The 15,926-nt window shown below is 55.0% G+C and carries 14 protein-coding genes; 9 read left to right on the forward strand and 5 right to left on the reverse strand.

Annotation, left to right across the window (positions count from 1 at the left end; genetic code table 11):
* The 4 genes from ACF8AM_RS12215 to ACF8AM_RS12230 form a co-directional block, all read left to right on the forward strand.
* The coding region (locus ACF8AM_RS12215; RefSeq protein ID WP_392555898.1) for a pyruvate kinase at window positions 1-921 on the forward strand (921 nt) is incomplete at its 5' end.
* Between the two features lie 143 nt (window positions 922-1,064).
* Window positions 1,065-1,328: a hypothetical protein gene (locus ACF8AM_RS12220; RefSeq protein WP_392555899.1), complete on the forward strand. Its 264-nt coding sequence runs from the start codon at window positions 1,065-1,067 to the stop codon at window positions 1,326-1,328.
* A 68-nt stretch (window positions 1,329-1,396) separates the two neighbouring features.
* Window positions 1,397-1,822 carry an Hsp20/alpha crystallin family protein gene (locus ACF8AM_RS12225; RefSeq protein ID WP_392555900.1) on the forward strand — a complete coding sequence of 142 codons (426 nt, stop codon included), beginning with the start codon at window positions 1,397-1,399 and terminating at the stop codon, window positions 1,820-1,822.
* A gap of 103 nt (window positions 1,823-1,925) precedes the next feature.
* Window positions 1,926-2,306: an Hsp20/alpha crystallin family protein gene (locus tag ACF8AM_RS12230; RefSeq protein WP_392555910.1), complete on the forward strand. Its 381-nt coding sequence runs from the start codon at window positions 1,926-1,928 to the stop codon at window positions 2,304-2,306.
* 118 nt (window positions 2,307-2,424) lie between these two features.
* Here ACF8AM_RS12230 and ACF8AM_RS12235 read toward each other — a convergent pair whose 3' ends face one another.
* A complete protein-coding gene (locus tag ACF8AM_RS12235; protein WP_392555901.1) occupies window positions 2,425-3,336 on the reverse strand; it encodes a dihydrodipicolinate synthase family protein in 912 nt (303 codons plus the stop codon).
* A gap of 525 nt (window positions 3,337-3,861) precedes the next feature.
* On the opposite strand from ACF8AM_RS12235, the gene ACF8AM_RS12240 reads away from it, so the two are divergent.
* Window positions 3,862-5,610 (forward strand): hypothetical protein, encoded by a 1,749-nt coding sequence (locus ACF8AM_RS12240; RefSeq protein WP_392555902.1) that lies wholly within the window; start codon window positions 3,862-3,864, stop codon window positions 5,608-5,610.
* A gap of 110 nt (window positions 5,611-5,720) precedes the next feature.
* Here the strand turns inward: ACF8AM_RS12240 and ACF8AM_RS12245 are convergent, their stop codons facing one another.
* On the reverse strand, window positions 5,721-6,605 hold the full coding sequence (locus ACF8AM_RS12245) for an NADP-dependent methylenetetrahydromethanopterin/methylenetetrahydrofolate dehydrogenase (RefSeq protein ID WP_392555903.1): 885 nt from the start codon (window positions 6,603-6,605) through the stop codon (window positions 5,721-5,723).
* Between the two features lie 103 nt (window positions 6,606-6,708).
* Window positions 6,709-7,206, reverse strand: a complete 498-nt coding sequence (fae, locus tag ACF8AM_RS12250) for a formaldehyde-activating enzyme (RefSeq protein ID WP_392555904.1) — start codon at window positions 7,204-7,206, stop codon at window positions 6,709-6,711.
* A gap of 115 nt (window positions 7,207-7,321) precedes the next feature.
* On the opposite strand from fae, the gene ACF8AM_RS12255 reads away from it, so the two are divergent.
* Complete coding sequence (locus tag ACF8AM_RS12255) at window positions 7,322-8,647, forward strand: ATP-grasp domain-containing protein (RefSeq protein WP_392555905.1); 1,326 nt, start codon at window positions 7,322-7,324, stop codon at window positions 8,645-8,647.
* Window position 8,648: 1 nt separating this feature from the next.
* On the opposite strand, the gene ACF8AM_RS12260 is transcribed toward ACF8AM_RS12255, so the two are convergent.
* On the reverse strand, window positions 8,649-11,642 hold the full coding sequence (locus ACF8AM_RS12260; RefSeq protein ID WP_392555911.1) for a DUF5060 domain-containing protein: 2,994 nt from the start codon (window positions 11,640-11,642) through the stop codon (window positions 8,649-8,651).
* Window positions 11,643-11,903: 261 nt separating this feature from the next.
* On the opposite strand from ACF8AM_RS12260, the gene ACF8AM_RS12265 reads away from it, so the two are divergent.
* The 3 genes from ACF8AM_RS12265 (at window position 11,904) to ACF8AM_RS12275 (ending at window position 14,323) form a co-directional block, all read left to right on the forward strand.
* Entirely contained in the window at window positions 11,904-12,224 is a 321-nt protein-coding gene (locus ACF8AM_RS12265; RefSeq protein ID WP_392555906.1) for a DUF2853 family protein, read from the forward strand.
* Window positions 12,225-12,264: 40 nt separating this feature from the next.
* Window positions 12,265-13,314: a threonine aldolase family protein gene (locus ACF8AM_RS12270; protein WP_392555907.1), complete on the forward strand. Its 1,050-nt coding sequence runs from the start codon at window positions 12,265-12,267 to the stop codon at window positions 13,312-13,314.
* Window positions 13,315-13,396: 82 nt separating this feature from the next.
* Window positions 13,397-14,323, forward strand: a complete 927-nt coding sequence (locus ACF8AM_RS12275) for a GGDEF domain-containing protein (RefSeq protein ID WP_392555908.1) — start codon at window positions 13,397-13,399, stop codon at window positions 14,321-14,323.
* A gap of 6 nt (window positions 14,324-14,329) precedes the next feature.
* Here ACF8AM_RS12275 and ACF8AM_RS12280 read toward each other — a convergent pair whose 3' ends face one another.
* Window positions 14,330-15,670, reverse strand: a complete 1,341-nt coding sequence (locus ACF8AM_RS12280) for a sugar porter family MFS transporter (protein ID WP_392555909.1) — start codon at window positions 15,668-15,670, stop codon at window positions 14,330-14,332.
* Between the last annotated feature and the right edge of the window lie 256 nt (window positions 15,671-15,926).

Below are 15,926 nucleotides of genomic sequence, written 5' to 3' on the forward strand. Positions count from 1 at the left end.
CAAGTCAATTTGCCTGCGATCACCGACAAGGACCGAACGGATCTGATGGCGGGAGTCAAAGCCGGCATCGACTTTGTCGCGCTTTCATTTGTTCGCCAAGCAGCCGACGTTGACTCGCTGCGAAAATTTTTGGTTGAACACGATTCTCACGCTCGAATCATTTCGAAGATCGAAGACCAAGCTGGCGTTCGCAACATGAAAGCGATCATCCGGCAATCCGACGCCATCATGGTGGCTCGCGGGGACCTGGGCATCGAAATCGATTACCACCGATTGCCATTGGTTCAAACCGAGTTGATTCGTGCCTGCCAAGAAGACGGCAAGCCGGTCATCATCGCCACGCACTTGCTCGAATCGATGATTCACTCACCGGTTCCAACACGCGCCGAGGTGTCGGACGTTTCCAACGCGATTCGCGAACAAGCTGACGCAGTGATGTTGTCGGGCGAGACCACGACGGGCAAATACCCGCTGGAGTCGGTGGGAGTGTTGCAGAACATCATCGGCAGCATTGAACCCACGGTTAGCCGTCAACTGAATTCGAAAATTGTGCTTCGCGAGCCGAAGTCGATGATGCTGCGATCGGCCTGCACGCTGGCACAGGAGATGGGTGATTCTGGAGTGGTTGTTTTCACACGCAGCGGTTTCCTCGCTTATGTGCTCGGCGCTCTGCGACCTCGTGGGGTGCCGATCTTTGCCTTCACTGATGTGGAGCACACGTTCCACCATCTGCTGTTGCCTTGGGGAGTGGAACCATTCTTCATGGAGTTCTCGGATGACCACGACGAAACCATTGCCAATGCCTTGGATGTGCTCAAGGAAAGCGGTTGGTGCAAACCGGGCGTTTGGTTGGGAGTCATCACCAACGCCTTGGCCGACGAAAAAATCATCGACACGCTGCAGCTCCGGCAAGTCACCTGAGACTCGGCTGAGCAGACGTCGAGTCGTTTTACTTCCCCTTTCTTTTGAGAGGTGCGAAGCGTCAGAGTAGAACAGTTGTCCTCAACTGTTCCGTCGGGCTGCGTTCCACCACCGAGCCACATTGCAACTCAGTCCATCTTCAAATGTCCGCGTGGACGGACTCACTCGACCTTTCCCAAAAATTCGTATCGGGGGAGGCGTGCCATGTGGAATTCCGCCGAAAAGCGGTGCTGGACGAACTGGTCAGCCAACCATCTGTTTCGCGAGTCCAAAACCCTGTTCTACGAATCGCTCCGGTTCACGGTTTGGTTGAGTCGTCACGCGAAGAATTCAAGGGTTTCTTCCGTGTGAATTGGCACACTCGTTGCATTTTCGACCTTGCAATTCGGCGGCGTCTGTCAGTCTGACATTCCTCGTCGAACAAGACTGATTCCACAAACTTTGCTTGCACAATCGTGTGAACGGAGGATCAAAAATGTTAGCGACACGTTGGGAACCTTGGAACGAACTGAATCGCCTTTCGCGTGAGATGGACCGGTTGTTCACTCGCGGTGTTCCATCGAGTACGTCCGCGTTCACCTTCCCCGCTTTGAATGTCTGGGAAGATGACGGCACGGTCTATGCCGAAGCGGAACTGCCCGGGTTCAATTCCGATCAGCTTGAGATCTATGTCGATGCGAACCAGCTCACTCTCAAGGGCGAGCGGACCGCACCCGAGATGGAAGGTGGAACCTGGCACCGTCAAGAACGCGGGTTCGGTAGCTTCCATCGAATGATTGAACTTCCTGCAGATGTGGATGCCGACCAAGTTTCGGCTGACTTTCAAAACGGCATTCTGAAGATCAGGCTGCCAAAGAGTGAGACCGCCCGACCACGCCGAATCGAAGTTCAGTCGAACTGACCGATCGGCTTTCCCTTGACCTACCCTTTTTGATTGATTGGAGAAACTCATGAGCACTGTCATGACGACCCATTCCAATGGGGCAGAAAAGAAGACGACCTCCATGACTGGCCCCAAAAAACGACCTGAAAAGCATTCCGAGAATGCAACTCGAGGAACGACGTTCACGCCGCGATTTGACATTTGGGAAGGCGAGCAGGAGTTGACGCTCCTGGGCGATCTGCCTGGTGTCGATCCAGCGGACTTGGACGTTCAATTCGAAAACCGATTGTTGACGATCCGTGGCGAGGTTAAACGGCAAGCGTCCCCGGATTCTTACCTGCTGTCTGAGTACGAAGTCGGCGACTTCCAGCGAAGCTTTACGATCGGTGAAAAGATCGATGCGTCTGGGATCACTGCGGAGATGAAAGACGGCGTGCTGACGTTGCACCTACCCAAGTCCGAGGAAGCCAAGCCTCGGCGAATCAAAGTGCAAGCAGGCTGAGACCTGTGACGGAAAGAACGGTTGGTGTGTCAAATGAAATTGACCTTGCGGGATGACCGCAAGGTCTTACGTTGATGAGGTGGACAGAAGACGTGCGACCCAAGCGAGTTCAGTGAACTCAGTGGATCACGTTCATTGTCCGCAGTGCCTCTTGGATCTTTGATTTGGTCTCATCGCAAACGTTGCTGAGCATGGGCTGAATCGGACCCGTGTCCGCAACGCCGGCGAGTGCGACCGCCTCGTGCAACACTCGAATGGGGTGAATACCATCGCGAAGATTTTCCAGAGGTTGGAAGTATTGCCGGATGGATTCCGCCATTTCCATGTCGCCGCCTTGGATGGATCCGAGCATGTCCATGCTCTTGCTTGGTGCGACACACACGCAACCGCTGGTGAAACCGGTGATGCCAAAGTCACGCAGGTGAACGATCGCGGGTTGCTCTCCAATGCCACTGACAATTCGTTCGGCGGGGAACGCATCGATGACTTCGCGAAGGTAGTCGTCTTCCGCAGGGTTTTCGCGAACGACTGCGTACTTGATCCATGAGATCACGCCGTCAGCGTCCAGGGATTTCAAATCTTCGGGCGACAGCCAACGATCGTGTTTCAAGTAAACAACCAGTGGTTTGCCGTATTGCTCGGACAGCTTTCGGATGCCGGTGGCGATGCCTGCCGAGTCGACGATGTCGCGCGACGGCAACAGCATCGCGGTGCCAAAATCGAATTCTTGCAAGATGTTGATCTGGTCCGATGCGATTCCAAAGGAGGGACCAAAGGATGGCACGACCGTGGTGTCTGGCCCCGCGGAATCCGAGATCATCCCCAGCAGATCGTCGAAGTCAGCCAGGCTGGTGTGGTAGAGCACCGCATTGCCGCCGTACAGCAGCGAACGCACGCCACCGGCTTCCAGGAATCGGATGATTTTTTCGTTCTCGTCGGCATCGATTTGGTAGTCCGCATCGCGAGCCAATGGCGGCACGGCAAAGACCGATTCGGAGAGCAGGTTGGGATTGAACGGTCCAGTTTTCATGGTGGGAACTCAGAGGACGGGGAAGGACACTGGGCGGGGAAGAACACTCAATTCTTGGCACACAAAGTAACTCCTTCGTCATGTGGAAGCGACGGGAGCATCACTTTGCGGTTGCAAATGAGGGCGGGCGTCTTTGTCAGCATCCTGGGCCCACCGAATCCTGGCCCACCGAAAATAACGTCCTGAGCGAACGGGAGGTTTGGGTGGATTGTGCGATGTTGCGAAAACGCAACGTCTGTGTGTTTGGCGGGACGGTCTCGGCAAAATAGTGAGTTTGAGACTCTCGGGAGGTCGCAAAAGTGTCGTTTTTCACGGGTTTTTTCTGCAAATGGCTCAAGTCTTGCCTACTCTTATTTGTGCGGCAGTTTTGGGCCCAAGGATGCCTGCCGCGCCAATGGTTCGCCCTTTCCTTTGGGGCCGCCATTGCAACAATCCAGATGTGACTCACGGTTTGTACACCTGCCTTCTCGACTGATCGAGGTCGTCGGTGCGGCGCCTGAGTTTTCCTTTTTGAGACTTGCCACCATGACCGTTTCGACTCGTATCGGCCTTCGCCTCAAAGACCTCTGTTTGAATGAACGCATGATTCACACTGCTCTGTCATCGAAACTTGCCAAACTCTCGGCACTGAGTTGCCTGCTGGCTGCCGGCACGGCATCGGCTCAGGATGCATGCTGTTTCACGCCGCAATATCGCTTGCAAACGCAAACGATCATGCAGCCAGAAGTCGTCGAACGCATGCGACTGACCTATGAAACTCAGTATGTCGAAGAAGAGGTCAAAAGCTATCGTCCGGTCTTGAAGACTCGGGTCGAAGAACGTGAGGTCACCGTTCCGGAAACCGTCACCGAAACCGCTTTTCGTGAAGAACGCTACACGATCTACAAACCGGTGACGGAAACTTCCTATCGCGACGAAACGGTCACTCAAACCCGATACGTCAACGAGACCGCTGAACGCGAAGAACGTGTCACGACCTATCGCCCCGTGACCGAAACTCAAATGTACCAACAGCAGTACCAGGTGCAGCGTCCGGTGACCGAAACCCAGATGGTCCAGCGACAGTACATGGTCCAGCGGCCAGTCACTGAAACGCAAATGCAAACGCAACAGGTCACGTCCTATCGACCTGTCACAACCGTCCAGCAGCAAACGGTCGACGCGGGCGGCTACGTGCCACAGACCACCGTCACGCCGAGCCAGTTGCAGTACGGTTTGGGTTGGAATCCACGGGCTTACTACCAGCCTGGTCCGCTCGGATTGCTGGCCTACCCACGTGGTGCCGCGACTGCAGTGCCTGTGGTCACGCCACCCAAGGTGCAGACCCAAATGGTCTATCGCCCCAACTACGTCAATCAACAAATTGCACAAACGCAGTACGTGCCAGAGGTTCAGCAAGTCCAACGTCCGATCCAAGTGACTCGGATGCAGTCGGAAATGGTGACTCAGAACGTGCCCGTCACCGTGCAACGCATGCAAACTGAAATGGTCACGCAAAACGTTCCCGTTCAAACGACGAAGATGGTTCCGCAAACGACTGTGCGGAAAGTGCCCTACATTGTGCAGCGTCCTGTGACAGAAACGTCCACACGCAAAGTGCCAGTGCAACGAAAACGTTGGGTCGCTGAAGAAGTGGTTCGCAAGGTTCCCGTGCAAACCAGTCGTGTCGTCTACAAGACTCGTCGTGAACCGATCACGGTGAAGTACTACGAACAGGAAGAAGTCGTGCAAGTCGTTCGTCGGCCGGTCTCGGTTCCGCGATACCAAAAGTATCAAGTCCAACAAATGGTTCCGCGAACCGTGGTTGAGCGCGTGCCGTTGTCCTACGTCGATCCATTTAGCCCCGCGATCACAAGTGGCTACTCATCGCTCCACCCAATCATCGAATCAAATCCTTATTCTTCGAACTACTCCAGTTCATCGAGCTACCTGGGGTCTTCGGTCATCTCCGAGCCTGGTTCAGTGATCAGCTCAAGGCCCGTTCTGGAATCGGATGAAACCGAACTGGACGCTCCTTATCAATCCGATGATTCCGAGCCAAGTTCCACGATGGGCAAAGTCGAGTTTGGCGCTCCGGAGCCGGACTCCAACAGCGATCTGCCCGACAACTATGACCATCTTTTTGATCCACAGGATTCAGATGAAGTCGAGCAACCTCAGTTGGACGACAAAGAAGCCAGTTGGAAACGTCGTGGAACCAACGGGCAACCGGCTAGCGTTCGCAACATTTCTCACCGTGTACGTTGGAACCCAACCTTCGCTCGTGAGCTGTAGTTCACATTCGAAAAACGGTTCAAACGAACCAGTTGATCCATCAAAAAGGCGAGTCTTTCGGGACTCGCCTTTTTTCGTTTCTGCAGGTGTCTTGGTCGAGTGATGGGCACTCAACGATTCATTTGTTCCATTGTGAGGTCGTAGATTTCGTCGGCGTCGAGGACCAAGGAATTGGACGTGAAGAGTTTCGCGACCGCAGCTTTGTGAGTTCGCATTTTCAGCCCGCCCACACCGATCGGGCCGTATGCCACCGCGCTGTCTTCGCGGTCATCGTGCAGGCGTTTGGCTTTGTCGAACGCTTCGATCCCGCCAAGTCCGGCTGGGGGCACCGCGTTGAGATCAATGGCAACGCGCAGCTTCGGCAGGTCAAGCATCCGTTCTTTGGAAACCAGTTCCACGCCTGCTGCACCGCAAGCGATGATCACATCCGCCTTTTCTAGCAACGTCTTTTTCGAATCTTCGTTTTCAGGTGCGGCGGCTTCCAGGTTGCCAGTACGAACCTGTTCGCCGATCTCCTTGCAGGCAGTCTCCGCTCGGTTCAGTGAACGACTGGTTAGAAAAACGTTGGCGTTTTGTCTTGCCAACATTTGAGCGACACGTCGGCCGACGGGACCGGTTCCTCCCAGAACGACAGCCGTGCATCCATCCAATGTGATGTGCTTGGATGCCGACGCGACCGCGGCCGCGGCGGTTGTGTTGCATCCTGATGCGTCCAACATCACCGAGACGCGAACGGGGCCGAAGAACGCCTTCTGGACGCTGCGGAAAATCGCTTCGGCTTTCACAACATCGTTTCCACCGACGAACAGGGCTGTGTTCTTCAGGTCGTCACCGCCTCGCGTGAACATGGCCCCGTGCACGAGCGGTTCCACGGAATCGGCTTGCACGCTGCCGTACTGAAGCAAGTGGTCGACTCCCGCATCCACGGCAACCACCGCATCGAACGAGCTGGGATGAGGATCCACGTCCAATTGAAAAAGGATGTTCTTTGGCATCGTCGCAACCAATGTGGTGAGAGAAGGTTCGAAAGGCAAAAGAAAAGCTTCGGACTCTCACCCGAAGCTTGCACGTCATTTCGCGTTGGACAAAGTGATTGGCTCAGAAACCCTTGAATGGGTGAGCCGCGGTGTCCTTCTTGGCCAACATGTCGTCGACAGTCGGCTTGCCTTGCATGGCCGATTTGAGGGCGTCCTTGGTGGCTTCGTAGTTGTACTTGTAGATCTTTTCGTCGTCTTCGGCGGCTGGGTGAATGAACACGCCGCAGACGCAAACCAGATCTTCGCATTGGTCCTTTGGAATGATGCCTTCGCTGACCGCATCTGCCACTGCTTGAGCGACGGCAGCTTGAGCAGGTCCGAACATTTGCACGGCTTGCTTCATGCCTTTGATCGTGACTTTGGTGATCATCACGGTCGATGGCTTCACAGCCACGTTGGGCTCGAGAACGGCCAACAGGTTCGTGTGACCTTCGCTTTGATTGGCCAGGGCGTTGGCAAAAGCTGCGCCGACAGGCCCGTCTTTGCTGCCGATCATCAGATCGATGTGAGAAATTTCGTTGCCGTCACCGACGAGGGATTCACCAATGTGGAATTGCATGACAAGATGCCTTTGAGAGGGAAAACAAACGCCCAAAGAATTACCGGTGGGAACACATGGTCCTTACCCCACACGCAGGATGAACACACCAATGGCGATGGGTGGGTCGGGCAGGTTGAAAACGGTAACAAACCCCTGCCACGGTGAAAACCGCCCCGCGATTCTGCTGGCGGGAGCGTCTGTCCGCTGGGCGGCCCAGTCACTGCGGCGAGGGCTGCCAAATTCACGGATCATTGGGCTGGATTGGTTTGGGGATTCCGACACCCGAATGGTTTGCGACGAATTTCATTCCTTGCAATCGGAAGAGGGATCCTCACGAAACCTGGCGGAACAAATCGATTCTGTCGCGGATTTTTACTCGGCCCGAGTGCTGCGAGTGGGTGGGTTGCGGGTCGCCGGCGGAATCGAATCTCAGGATGCTTGGCTCCGCTTGCAGACAATCGTCCGCGACTTGGCGGATGAATCGGGCTCCGATGACTTTCCAGTGACGATCCCTCTCACCTACCAGTGTTCAGCCGAAGGCTGCCGCGTGTCGGGTGCAGGAGGCGAAGAATCACCGATCACGACGGCGCCTGCCGGGGCGTCGGGTCAGCCTCTTCGGTGGTTGTGGAAACAACACGATTCCACCGGCGGGCTGGGGATTCGTTGGGCAATGCCAGCGGGCGAGCCCACCGCGGAATTGGGTGTGGGGTGGTTGCAACAACGAGTTCATGGTCGTTCGTACGGTCTGGTGGCCATTGCGGAGGCCGACCGGACGCGTGTGCTGGGACTGTGTCGCGGACTGCATCATCGATTCGGTGACCGACCGTTCGTTTACTCTGGTTCTCGCGGGCCGGTGTTTGAGTTGGGTGACTCGAGCCGTGTGCTTTGGTCCACGCTGCAAAAGGTGAGCGAACGGGTCGCGCAAGAGTTTTCACTTCGTGGACTCTTCAATCTTGATTTCGTCTGTGACGACACAGGTCGATGGTGGTTGCTGGAACTGAACGCTCGTCCGAGCGCGTCGTGTGAGGTGATCGAACGTTGGGCCACCGAGGTGGGATGTTTGCCCGCTGATCATTCACTGATGCGAATGCATTTGGGTGCCATGGATGGCAACGGACGGGTGGACCAGATGAGTTGCCTGTCCAGCCAGGAACGTCGGCCCGATGAAACGTTATCACGGCAAAAAGGATCGACGCACTGGGTCAAGCGGATCGTGTTTGCCAATCGTAACGCCATGGTTGATGTGGAGAAGATTCAGCACAAGTTGCGAGCGGAATCGATCGCTGCGGAACTGGCGGATCTTCCTTTGAACACGCCCACCTTTGTCGCGGCGGGCGAACCGATCTTGACGTTGCTGGTTCGAATGGATGATCCGTTGGACAGACGCGATGGCCGCGCAAAAAAAATGGCCGCGACGCACTTGCGCCGGGCCATTCGAATTGTTCAAGGTGCAGCGTGAACTACTTCTGCAGCAACACCGCCCAGTCCTGATCTGCATCCGAAGGAGGATTTCCGATTTCAACGGAACCGCCACCCGAGACGGTTTTGACGGAACCCGTTTGCAGATCGCCGCCGATGCGAGCGTTGTACCACTGGACTTGGAACTTACCCTTAGCATCACTCAGGTCGATGGAGGTTGTGCCGCCGTTGGGCAAATACACCACGTACACTTCACCGGTTTTAGCCAAGCAATACTTGGAGTTGTCATGCTTCTCGTTGCCGACCAGTTGATCTGCGTTGATCATGTCCCAAAACGGAATCGAGTTGTTTTGGAAGAACTCGATCGCGACTCGGCAAGCATCCCAACTTTGGTCGCGGCTGCGCCAATCTTCGCATGCAAGGTCGTTCTCTTCGTACTGGTAGCCGAAGTAATATTCGACACCACCACCGCCGCCCATGAAGTTGCCCCACAAGGTTTGCTTGCGGACTTCGTGTTGGGTGTAGGTCATCTTGCCGGTTTTGTCGCGACCGTCGTATCCACGGTAACCAAGGTCGGGGCACTGACCGTGGGCGGCTGATCCGGATTCATCGAACGCGACGACCCAAGGTTTTCCTGCCTCACGCGATTTTTCGCACCACTTCACGGTTTGCCAGTGAGTGTCTTTGATGTGGCTGTTTTGAAGCGACACACCGGTCAGGTTGGACTTGTCTCCCAGCAACGGATCGTACTTCTGGTCTTGTTGGCCAGGGTAAGTGTGCAGGACGCGATGGTGTCCATAGGGGTCCATTTCTTCGATGTAGTTCAACATCGCGAGATGTTCCTCTGTGGTTTGTGTGGTCTCTTCGGAGAGATTCCAGTTCAGCGCGAGGTTATGACCGAACCGGGCGATGATCTCTCGCAAGTACAGCTTTCGCTGGGTTCCGAGTTTGCCACCGTCAAGTGATTCGGGTTTGTAGCCGTTGGCTTTTTGTCCTTGGCGATGGTCATCGTTTTCGGTCTCTTGCAATTTGAAGTGCAAGTACATCCCATTTTGGGTTCCATGGTCAAAGACAATGCCCCATTGGTCCAGTTTGCTGCAGTCATAATGCAGTTTGTCATCACGTTGGATGAATGGCCAAACGTTGTCTCCATCCCCGCCTGCGTTGTAGGTCAAGAACGAAAACGCGTTGCAGCCTTTCGATGAAAGGTAGTTGATTGCTCCGATCAAACCCTTGCCCTGGCCGTCCTTCCAAGTCGGGTCGCCACGACGCCAATCACCAACGTGTGGCGCGTACTTCTTCAATGGCACCTTGCCAGGTTTTCCGGCAACGGTCCCATCAAACTCAGCGTATCCCAGCAGCGTTTCAGGTGCGTCGGCGCCAGCTTTGAGGAAGTACGTTCCGCTGCCCGCGAATTGGAGGTGGGATTTGTCGACGTACTGCAGACGCCCGTGAGCACGCAGGTCACGGCCGGACTTGTTCGTCTTGGCAATGGCGAATTTGCCCGTTTTGCCGTCGAATGGAGACAACGCTTCGGCGGAGGCATCTCGATCGATGGCAGCGTTCTCGCCTTGGACGAATCGAACGGTGTAGGTCCACTGCCCCGTTTCATCGGGAGCAAAGTGAGCTCGCCACTGAGTGCCTGATTCCGCTGACGAATTCGCAGCATCACCGTTGGCAGCGAAGAAACCGGGGACCAAGTACTTCTTGCCGCTCTCATGTTGAAACTCAACGTCCATCCGATAATCCAAGAATGGATTGGGAGCGTTGTCTTTCTCGTGAGCGTAAGGTCCGTTGAGCGTCAGCGTGACTTTGTGCCACTCACGCTTTTGGCCGGTCACCTTGACGGTTCCGTCACCATCTTTGGCACGAGGCATTTGCAGAGGTTGGTCGCTGACGGGTTTGGTAGGACTGCCCGTGCGGTTCTTTGATTCGGAGCCAGCGGACGCCTTCGCAACAGATTGTTTGTTCTCCTTTGCGAAGGTAGCAGCCGCCTTTGCCGTCGCATCATTCGCAGGGGTGAACGTCAATTCGCTCCAACGGGCACGGCTAAATTCTTTCCCGTCCGCGGATGCGATCTTGGACGTCACTTCGAGTTCAGCGCCTTCGGTGATCTGCACGTTCGCAAATGTTTTGTGGAACTGTTTGCCTTCGGCGAAAGTTTGGTCCGCCATTGGGCATGTGAAGGAACCGATCGTTTCTTTGTCTGCAGACAAGGTGTAGGTCGATTGCCCATCGTTTTCACCGACGGCTTTCAAGGTGACGTCGTAACGACCGCTGGGGAAAGGAAATACCTTTTGTGCCGCAGCCGATTGGTTGCGATCAGGATTGATCGCCAGCCATTTTCCTTGATCCAAGTAGTAACCACCGCTTTTGAATTCAAACTCCTTGGCAGGCAATGCGAGCGTTGTTTTCGCGGCTGCTTGTTGGGGTTTGGCAGACGGGCCCGCTGGTGGTCGTTTGAAATTTGCATCCGTGGTCATCAACCACTGATCAAATTCAAACCCATCTTCCCGCATCGAGAAGTGAATCTCGTGTTCACCCGGTTCGTGAATGTCCAAGAAGATCTTTCCTGGTTCGCCACAATGCTGAGCCTCCGTGCGCTGTTTGCTGTCCCAGTACCAAGAGTGTTTGCCTTGGCACCACTGCAACCGTTGCCCGGAATCGGGCCAGTTGCCATCGATGCCAACATGCAAGCCATTGTCTTCACTGCCGGTGGAGTAGGCTCGCACCCAAACGTAGTAGCGACCGGGGGTCTGCACCTTCACACGGTAAGTCAGCACCGCCATCTGGCCGGGCTTCGGCGAGAAGTTGGTGCCATGGATCAACTTGTCGGCATGCGTACGCCGCGTGTCCGGCAAGATTTCGAGGTAAGCCCCACCACTGGCACTGGCGGCGTGAGATGGGTCGCCATCGGGTTGGATGGAGGGAGTGGAATCGGCCGTCGTCAGATAGAACGCGCGTTTGTCGGTGTTCGTTTGCGATGCGAAGTCTTCTGCTTCGACTTGAACGAACCCGTCTTTCTCCATGAACACAGCGTCTGGTTTCTGTGCTTTGGCGGTGGCGCACCAAGCGACCGTCATTGCCAATAAAAAGACGGATTGCGACGAACAAAATTGACGTAATCTACACACTTGCATGGTGTTAGGGCTCCTCGAGGGGGTGACAGGAGCGATCAATCTAGTTCAGTGGTTGCGGAATTAACAGAGATCGCTTGCAAGGTTGTTTTGACGATCGCAGTCCACTACAAACGGGTGGTCGCTTCCGCCCCTTTTTTTATTATGAAGTCGAGACAGATGGACATCGAAAAATATTTGGCCAACGTAAAGAAGTACGTCCCCAACCCAAGCGAAGATGCAGTGGAGTCCTTGGCGAACCACTTGCGGTTAGCTCTTGCGAACCGAGACTCAGCAACCGTCGCTGCAACCGACCCCGATGAGCTTGCCGGCATCAAGCGAGGTTACTGTTCGGTGAACTTGGATCTGACGTCCGAAGAGGCTGACGCAGCCATTGAGAAAGTCTGCAACCTCATGAAAGGTGACAAGGCAAAATGTCGCGTCACGTTCTACTATTTGTTAGCGCAAGAAAGCGATACGATGCACCGAGTGGCGGGATAATGATTCTTTAAAACGTTCGATCTTGGTGAGGTGTCGGTTCATGTTTTTTGCGAGTGACAATTGGGCCGGCGCCGCCGATCCGATTGCAGAATCCTTGAGTCGCCATGCCAAGGGAATGTCCCCCGCGTACGGAACGAGTGATTTAGATCGACGTCTCGAACAACGATTCAATGAGTTGTTCGAGACGGACTTGGAAGTCTTCTTTGTCGGGACCGGCACGGCAGCCAATTCGTTGGCACTGTCCGCTGTGAACCGACCGGGTGGGTTTGTGCTTTGCCACCGCGATGCCCACATGATCGAAGACGAGTGCGGGGCCCCTGAGTTCTTTACCTCGGGGGCTCGCCTGGCACCCGTGTCCGGCGACCAGGGGAAAGTCTGCCCGCGAGCGCTGCAAAAACAATTGCGACGGTTTGACCCCAACTTCGTCCATCATGGTCAACCGATGGCGGTCAGTATCACACAAGCCACGGAAGTGGGCACCGTCTACAACGTTGCGGAACTGAATGAGATCAGCGGCATCGTTCACGACCACAACCTTCCGTTGCACATGGACGGGGCCAGATTCGCGAACGCTCTGGTTCACTTGGACCTGACACCCGCCGAGATGACTTGGAAAGCTGGCGTGGACGTGCTGTCGTTTGGTGGGACGAAGAATGGGTGTTGGTGCGCCGAGGCCATCATCTTCTTTCGGCCGGAACTTGCAAAACAGATGCCTTACATTCGCAAGCGGGCCGCTCAGTTGTTTTCAAAAACGCGGTTCATCGCGGCCCAATTTCATGCTTATTTGGACGACGACCTTTGGTTGGGACTGGCTCGCCATGCCAATGCCATGGCCGCTCGGTTGGCCCGAGGGATTGAGAAATCGTCGGTGGCGAAATTGGCGTGGAAAAACGACACGAATGAAGTGTTCGCCGTGATGGAAAAAGAACTCGCGGAACGTCTGCAATCTGCCGGTGCGCGTTTTTATGCGTGGCCTACACCCAACGACTCGACGATGGACCCTCCCGAGGGGCATGGGATGTATCGCTTTGTGACTTCATTTTGCACGGATCCCGCCGAAATCGACCAATTTCTGAGTTTAATGGGGTAGTCCGTCTCGCAGTCTCGATCGTGTCCTACGTTTGTTCGTACCTTCAAAAGTTGGAACTCATTTCATGGACCGATCCAAACTCATGCCCATCCAATCTCTGCGTTTATTGCTGGTCGAAGACAACGATTTGGATGCCTTGTCGATCACTCGCGTGTTTCAACGTTCGACTGTGCTCCAAGCTCATATTGAACGAGCGTCATCTTTGCGGGGAGCGCTTGAGAAGTTGGACCGGAGTGAGTTTGACGTTGTTCTGTTGGACTTGGGGTTGCCGGACAGCGATGGCCTGCAATCGATTCGAGCCATTCGTGAACGCACCACTTCTGTTCCAATCGTGGTGCAAACCGGTGACGATCGGATCGAGACCGGGTTTGCAGCGATCGAAGCTGGGGCTCAAGATTTCTTGTCCAAGAACGATTTGAAGGATCATTTGCTGACGCGTTTGACGATCCACGCGATCCTACGCCAGCGTCAAATGCTCGAACTGCAAGAAGCGTCCCTCCGGGATTCGATGACTGGAATCGCGAACCGTCGTTGTTGCGACATCGAGTTCAAACGTCGCTCAGAATTTCTCGCTCATGAGGGGATCCCCTTCTGTGTCGGGATTGTTGACATCGATCATTTTAAATCGGTCAACGATACAGGTGGTCATGATCTGGGCGACCGGGTGATTCGCCAGGTTGCGCAAGTCTTGCGTGACACGTGCCGGCCCGATGATTTAGTGGCCCGATTCGGTGGCGAAGAATTCGCCATGATCTTTTCCGACACCACGATCGATGAACTTGGAGCTCTTCAGCAGCAGCATCGATGTGCAGTTGAAGGTTTGCCCCCGATCTCTGAAAAGCTCAAGGTGACTGTCAGTGTCGGTGCCACCTGTGTATTGGCATCGGACGACAGCCGTTCCGCTTTCCGACGTGCTGACTCGGCACTGTACGCCGCGAAAAAAGCAGGTCGCAATCAGTGCAGAATTGAGCCTGCGATTCGCTCCATGGGCAACGGGCAGATCGCCTGAGTTCACTCATTCCCGAATGCCAAGTTGCGATTCCATTTGTTCCAGCGAAATGCCTTTGGTTTCGGGTAACATGGTCATGACCCAAAGCCCTTGTAAGATCATCATGAAACAAAAGAATCCAAAAATGATCTCGGGTTCAAAGTGGTCGACAACAGACGGAAACACCAGCGTCAAGATCGCAGCAAAGATCCAGTGAGTGAAGCTGCCCAGGGATTGGCCAGCAGCACGGTGTTCATTGGGAAAGACCTCTGAAATCAGCACCCAAATGACAGCCCCTTGGCCCATGGCGTGCGCTGCAATGAACGCAAAAATGCACAACGGGACAATGGAAAACGTTTCGGAATGAAACGCGTAGGCACACGTGCCAAGGGAAAGGACGTAACCTGCTGAACCAATCAACAACAGTGTCCGCCGTCCGATCCGGTCGATCAGGTACAGTCCAACGAACGTGAAGACCAAGTTGGTCACGCCAATTCCAATGGACTTCAGCAACGCGGTCTGTTCGCCCATTCCCGCCAACTCAAAAATTCTCGGTGAGAAGTACAGGATTGCATTGATCCCGGAAAGCTGATTGAAAAACGCAACCAGAAACGCGATCGAGATTGGCGTGAATAGTCGCCGACTCCAGAATGGCTCTGCGGGAGTCAGGTCCGACTCCGTCCGAACGGACGCGACAATCTCATCGACGGTTTGTTGAATGTCGACCGGGGATGCATCGGGACGCAACTGTTCCAAAACCGAGATTCCCGCGGCCCGGTCTTTCCGAATTGCGATCAGCCATCGTGGGCTGGCAGGCAGTTGGAAGCACATGGCGGTGAAGATCAATGCCGGCAACGATTCGACGGCCAACATCCACCGCCAGGCGTTCTCTGCGACCCAAGATCCAATCAGGTAGTTGGACGCAAACGCGATCAGGATCCCGAAGACGATATTGAACTGGAACATGCCTGTCAGTGTTCCACGTTGTTCCGGCGGCGATATCTCTGAGATGTAGAGCGGCGCGGCGACCGTTGAGATTCCGACTCCTAAACCGCCAATGAAGCGGGCCAGCATGAAGGAGACCATGCCGGTTGCCAGCCCCGACCAGATGGCTGACACCAAGTACAGGACCCCGATCCACAACAAGGTGTTCTTGCGTCCGAATTTGTCGGTCGGCCATCCGCCCACCAAGGAACCCACGACGGTTCCCCACAGAGCGGCGCTCAATGCGAGCCCGTGTTGCAGGTCACCCAGCGCCCACAAGTCTTGGATGGCTTTTTCTGCTCCTGAGATGACAACCGTGTCAAAACCAAACAGAAACCCCGCCAAAGACGAAGTCAAACTCCACAAGAAAACGCGCTGGTTCAATTTCGATTGCCTGCTATCGGAACGATTCGAACGCATGTCACGACGGAATTCGCCCCCGATTCCAGATGGCGTCAGCGGCAAACCGCTGGCACGCGTTTTGTTCCAAGTCTAGCAAGACTTCATTCAGACATGTTCGCCACGGCCAACGCATGCCCGTGCGCCGCAGGTTCAGCAGGCGTGTCATCAAACGTAGCGTTGCGTCGCAACCGCGTCAGTTCTTTTGCCGCGTGGTAGCGAGAGGCAATGCCGGGTTGTG

It is taken from the genome of Rhodopirellula sp. JB055, assembly GCF_043100905.1.
In the GTDB taxonomy this organism is placed as follows: domain Bacteria; phylum Planctomycetota; class Planctomycetia; order Pirellulales; family Pirellulaceae; genus Rhodopirellula.

Bases quoted from the DNA above. Each gene is read 5' to 3' on its own strand.
- ACF8AM_RS12275 (WP_392555908.1), top strand. From the start codon at position 13,397: ATGCCCATCCAATCTCTGCGTTTATTGCTGGTCGAAGACAACGATTTG.
- ACF8AM_RS12245 (WP_392555903.1), bottom strand. From the start codon at position 6,605: ATGCCAAAGAACATCCTTTTTCAATTGGACGTGGATCCTCATCCCAGC.
- ACF8AM_RS12220 (WP_392555899.1), top strand. From the start codon at position 1,065: ATGTCCGCGTGGACGGACTCACTCGACCTTTCCCAAAAATTCGTATCG.
- fae (WP_392555904.1), bottom strand. From the start codon at position 7,206: ATGCAATTCCACATTGGTGAATCCCTCGTCGGTGACGGCAACGAAATT.
- ACF8AM_RS12225 (WP_392555900.1), top strand. From the start codon at position 1,397: ATGTTAGCGACACGTTGGGAACCTTGGAACGAACTGAATCGCCTTTCG.
- ACF8AM_RS12235 (WP_392555901.1), bottom strand. From the start codon at position 3,336: ATGAAAACTGGACCGTTCAATCCCAACCTGCTCTCCGAATCGGTCTTT.
- ACF8AM_RS12265 (WP_392555906.1), top strand. From the start codon at position 11,904: ATGGACATCGAAAAATATTTGGCCAACGTAAAGAAGTACGTCCCCAAC.
- ACF8AM_RS12240 (WP_392555902.1), top strand. From the start codon at position 3,862: ATGACCGTTTCGACTCGTATCGGCCTTCGCCTCAAAGACCTCTGTTTG.
- ACF8AM_RS12270 (WP_392555907.1), top strand. From the start codon at position 12,265: ATGTTTTTTGCGAGTGACAATTGGGCCGGCGCCGCCGATCCGATTGCA.
- ACF8AM_RS12230 (WP_392555910.1), top strand. From the start codon at position 1,926: ATGACTGGCCCCAAAAAACGACCTGAAAAGCATTCCGAGAATGCAACT.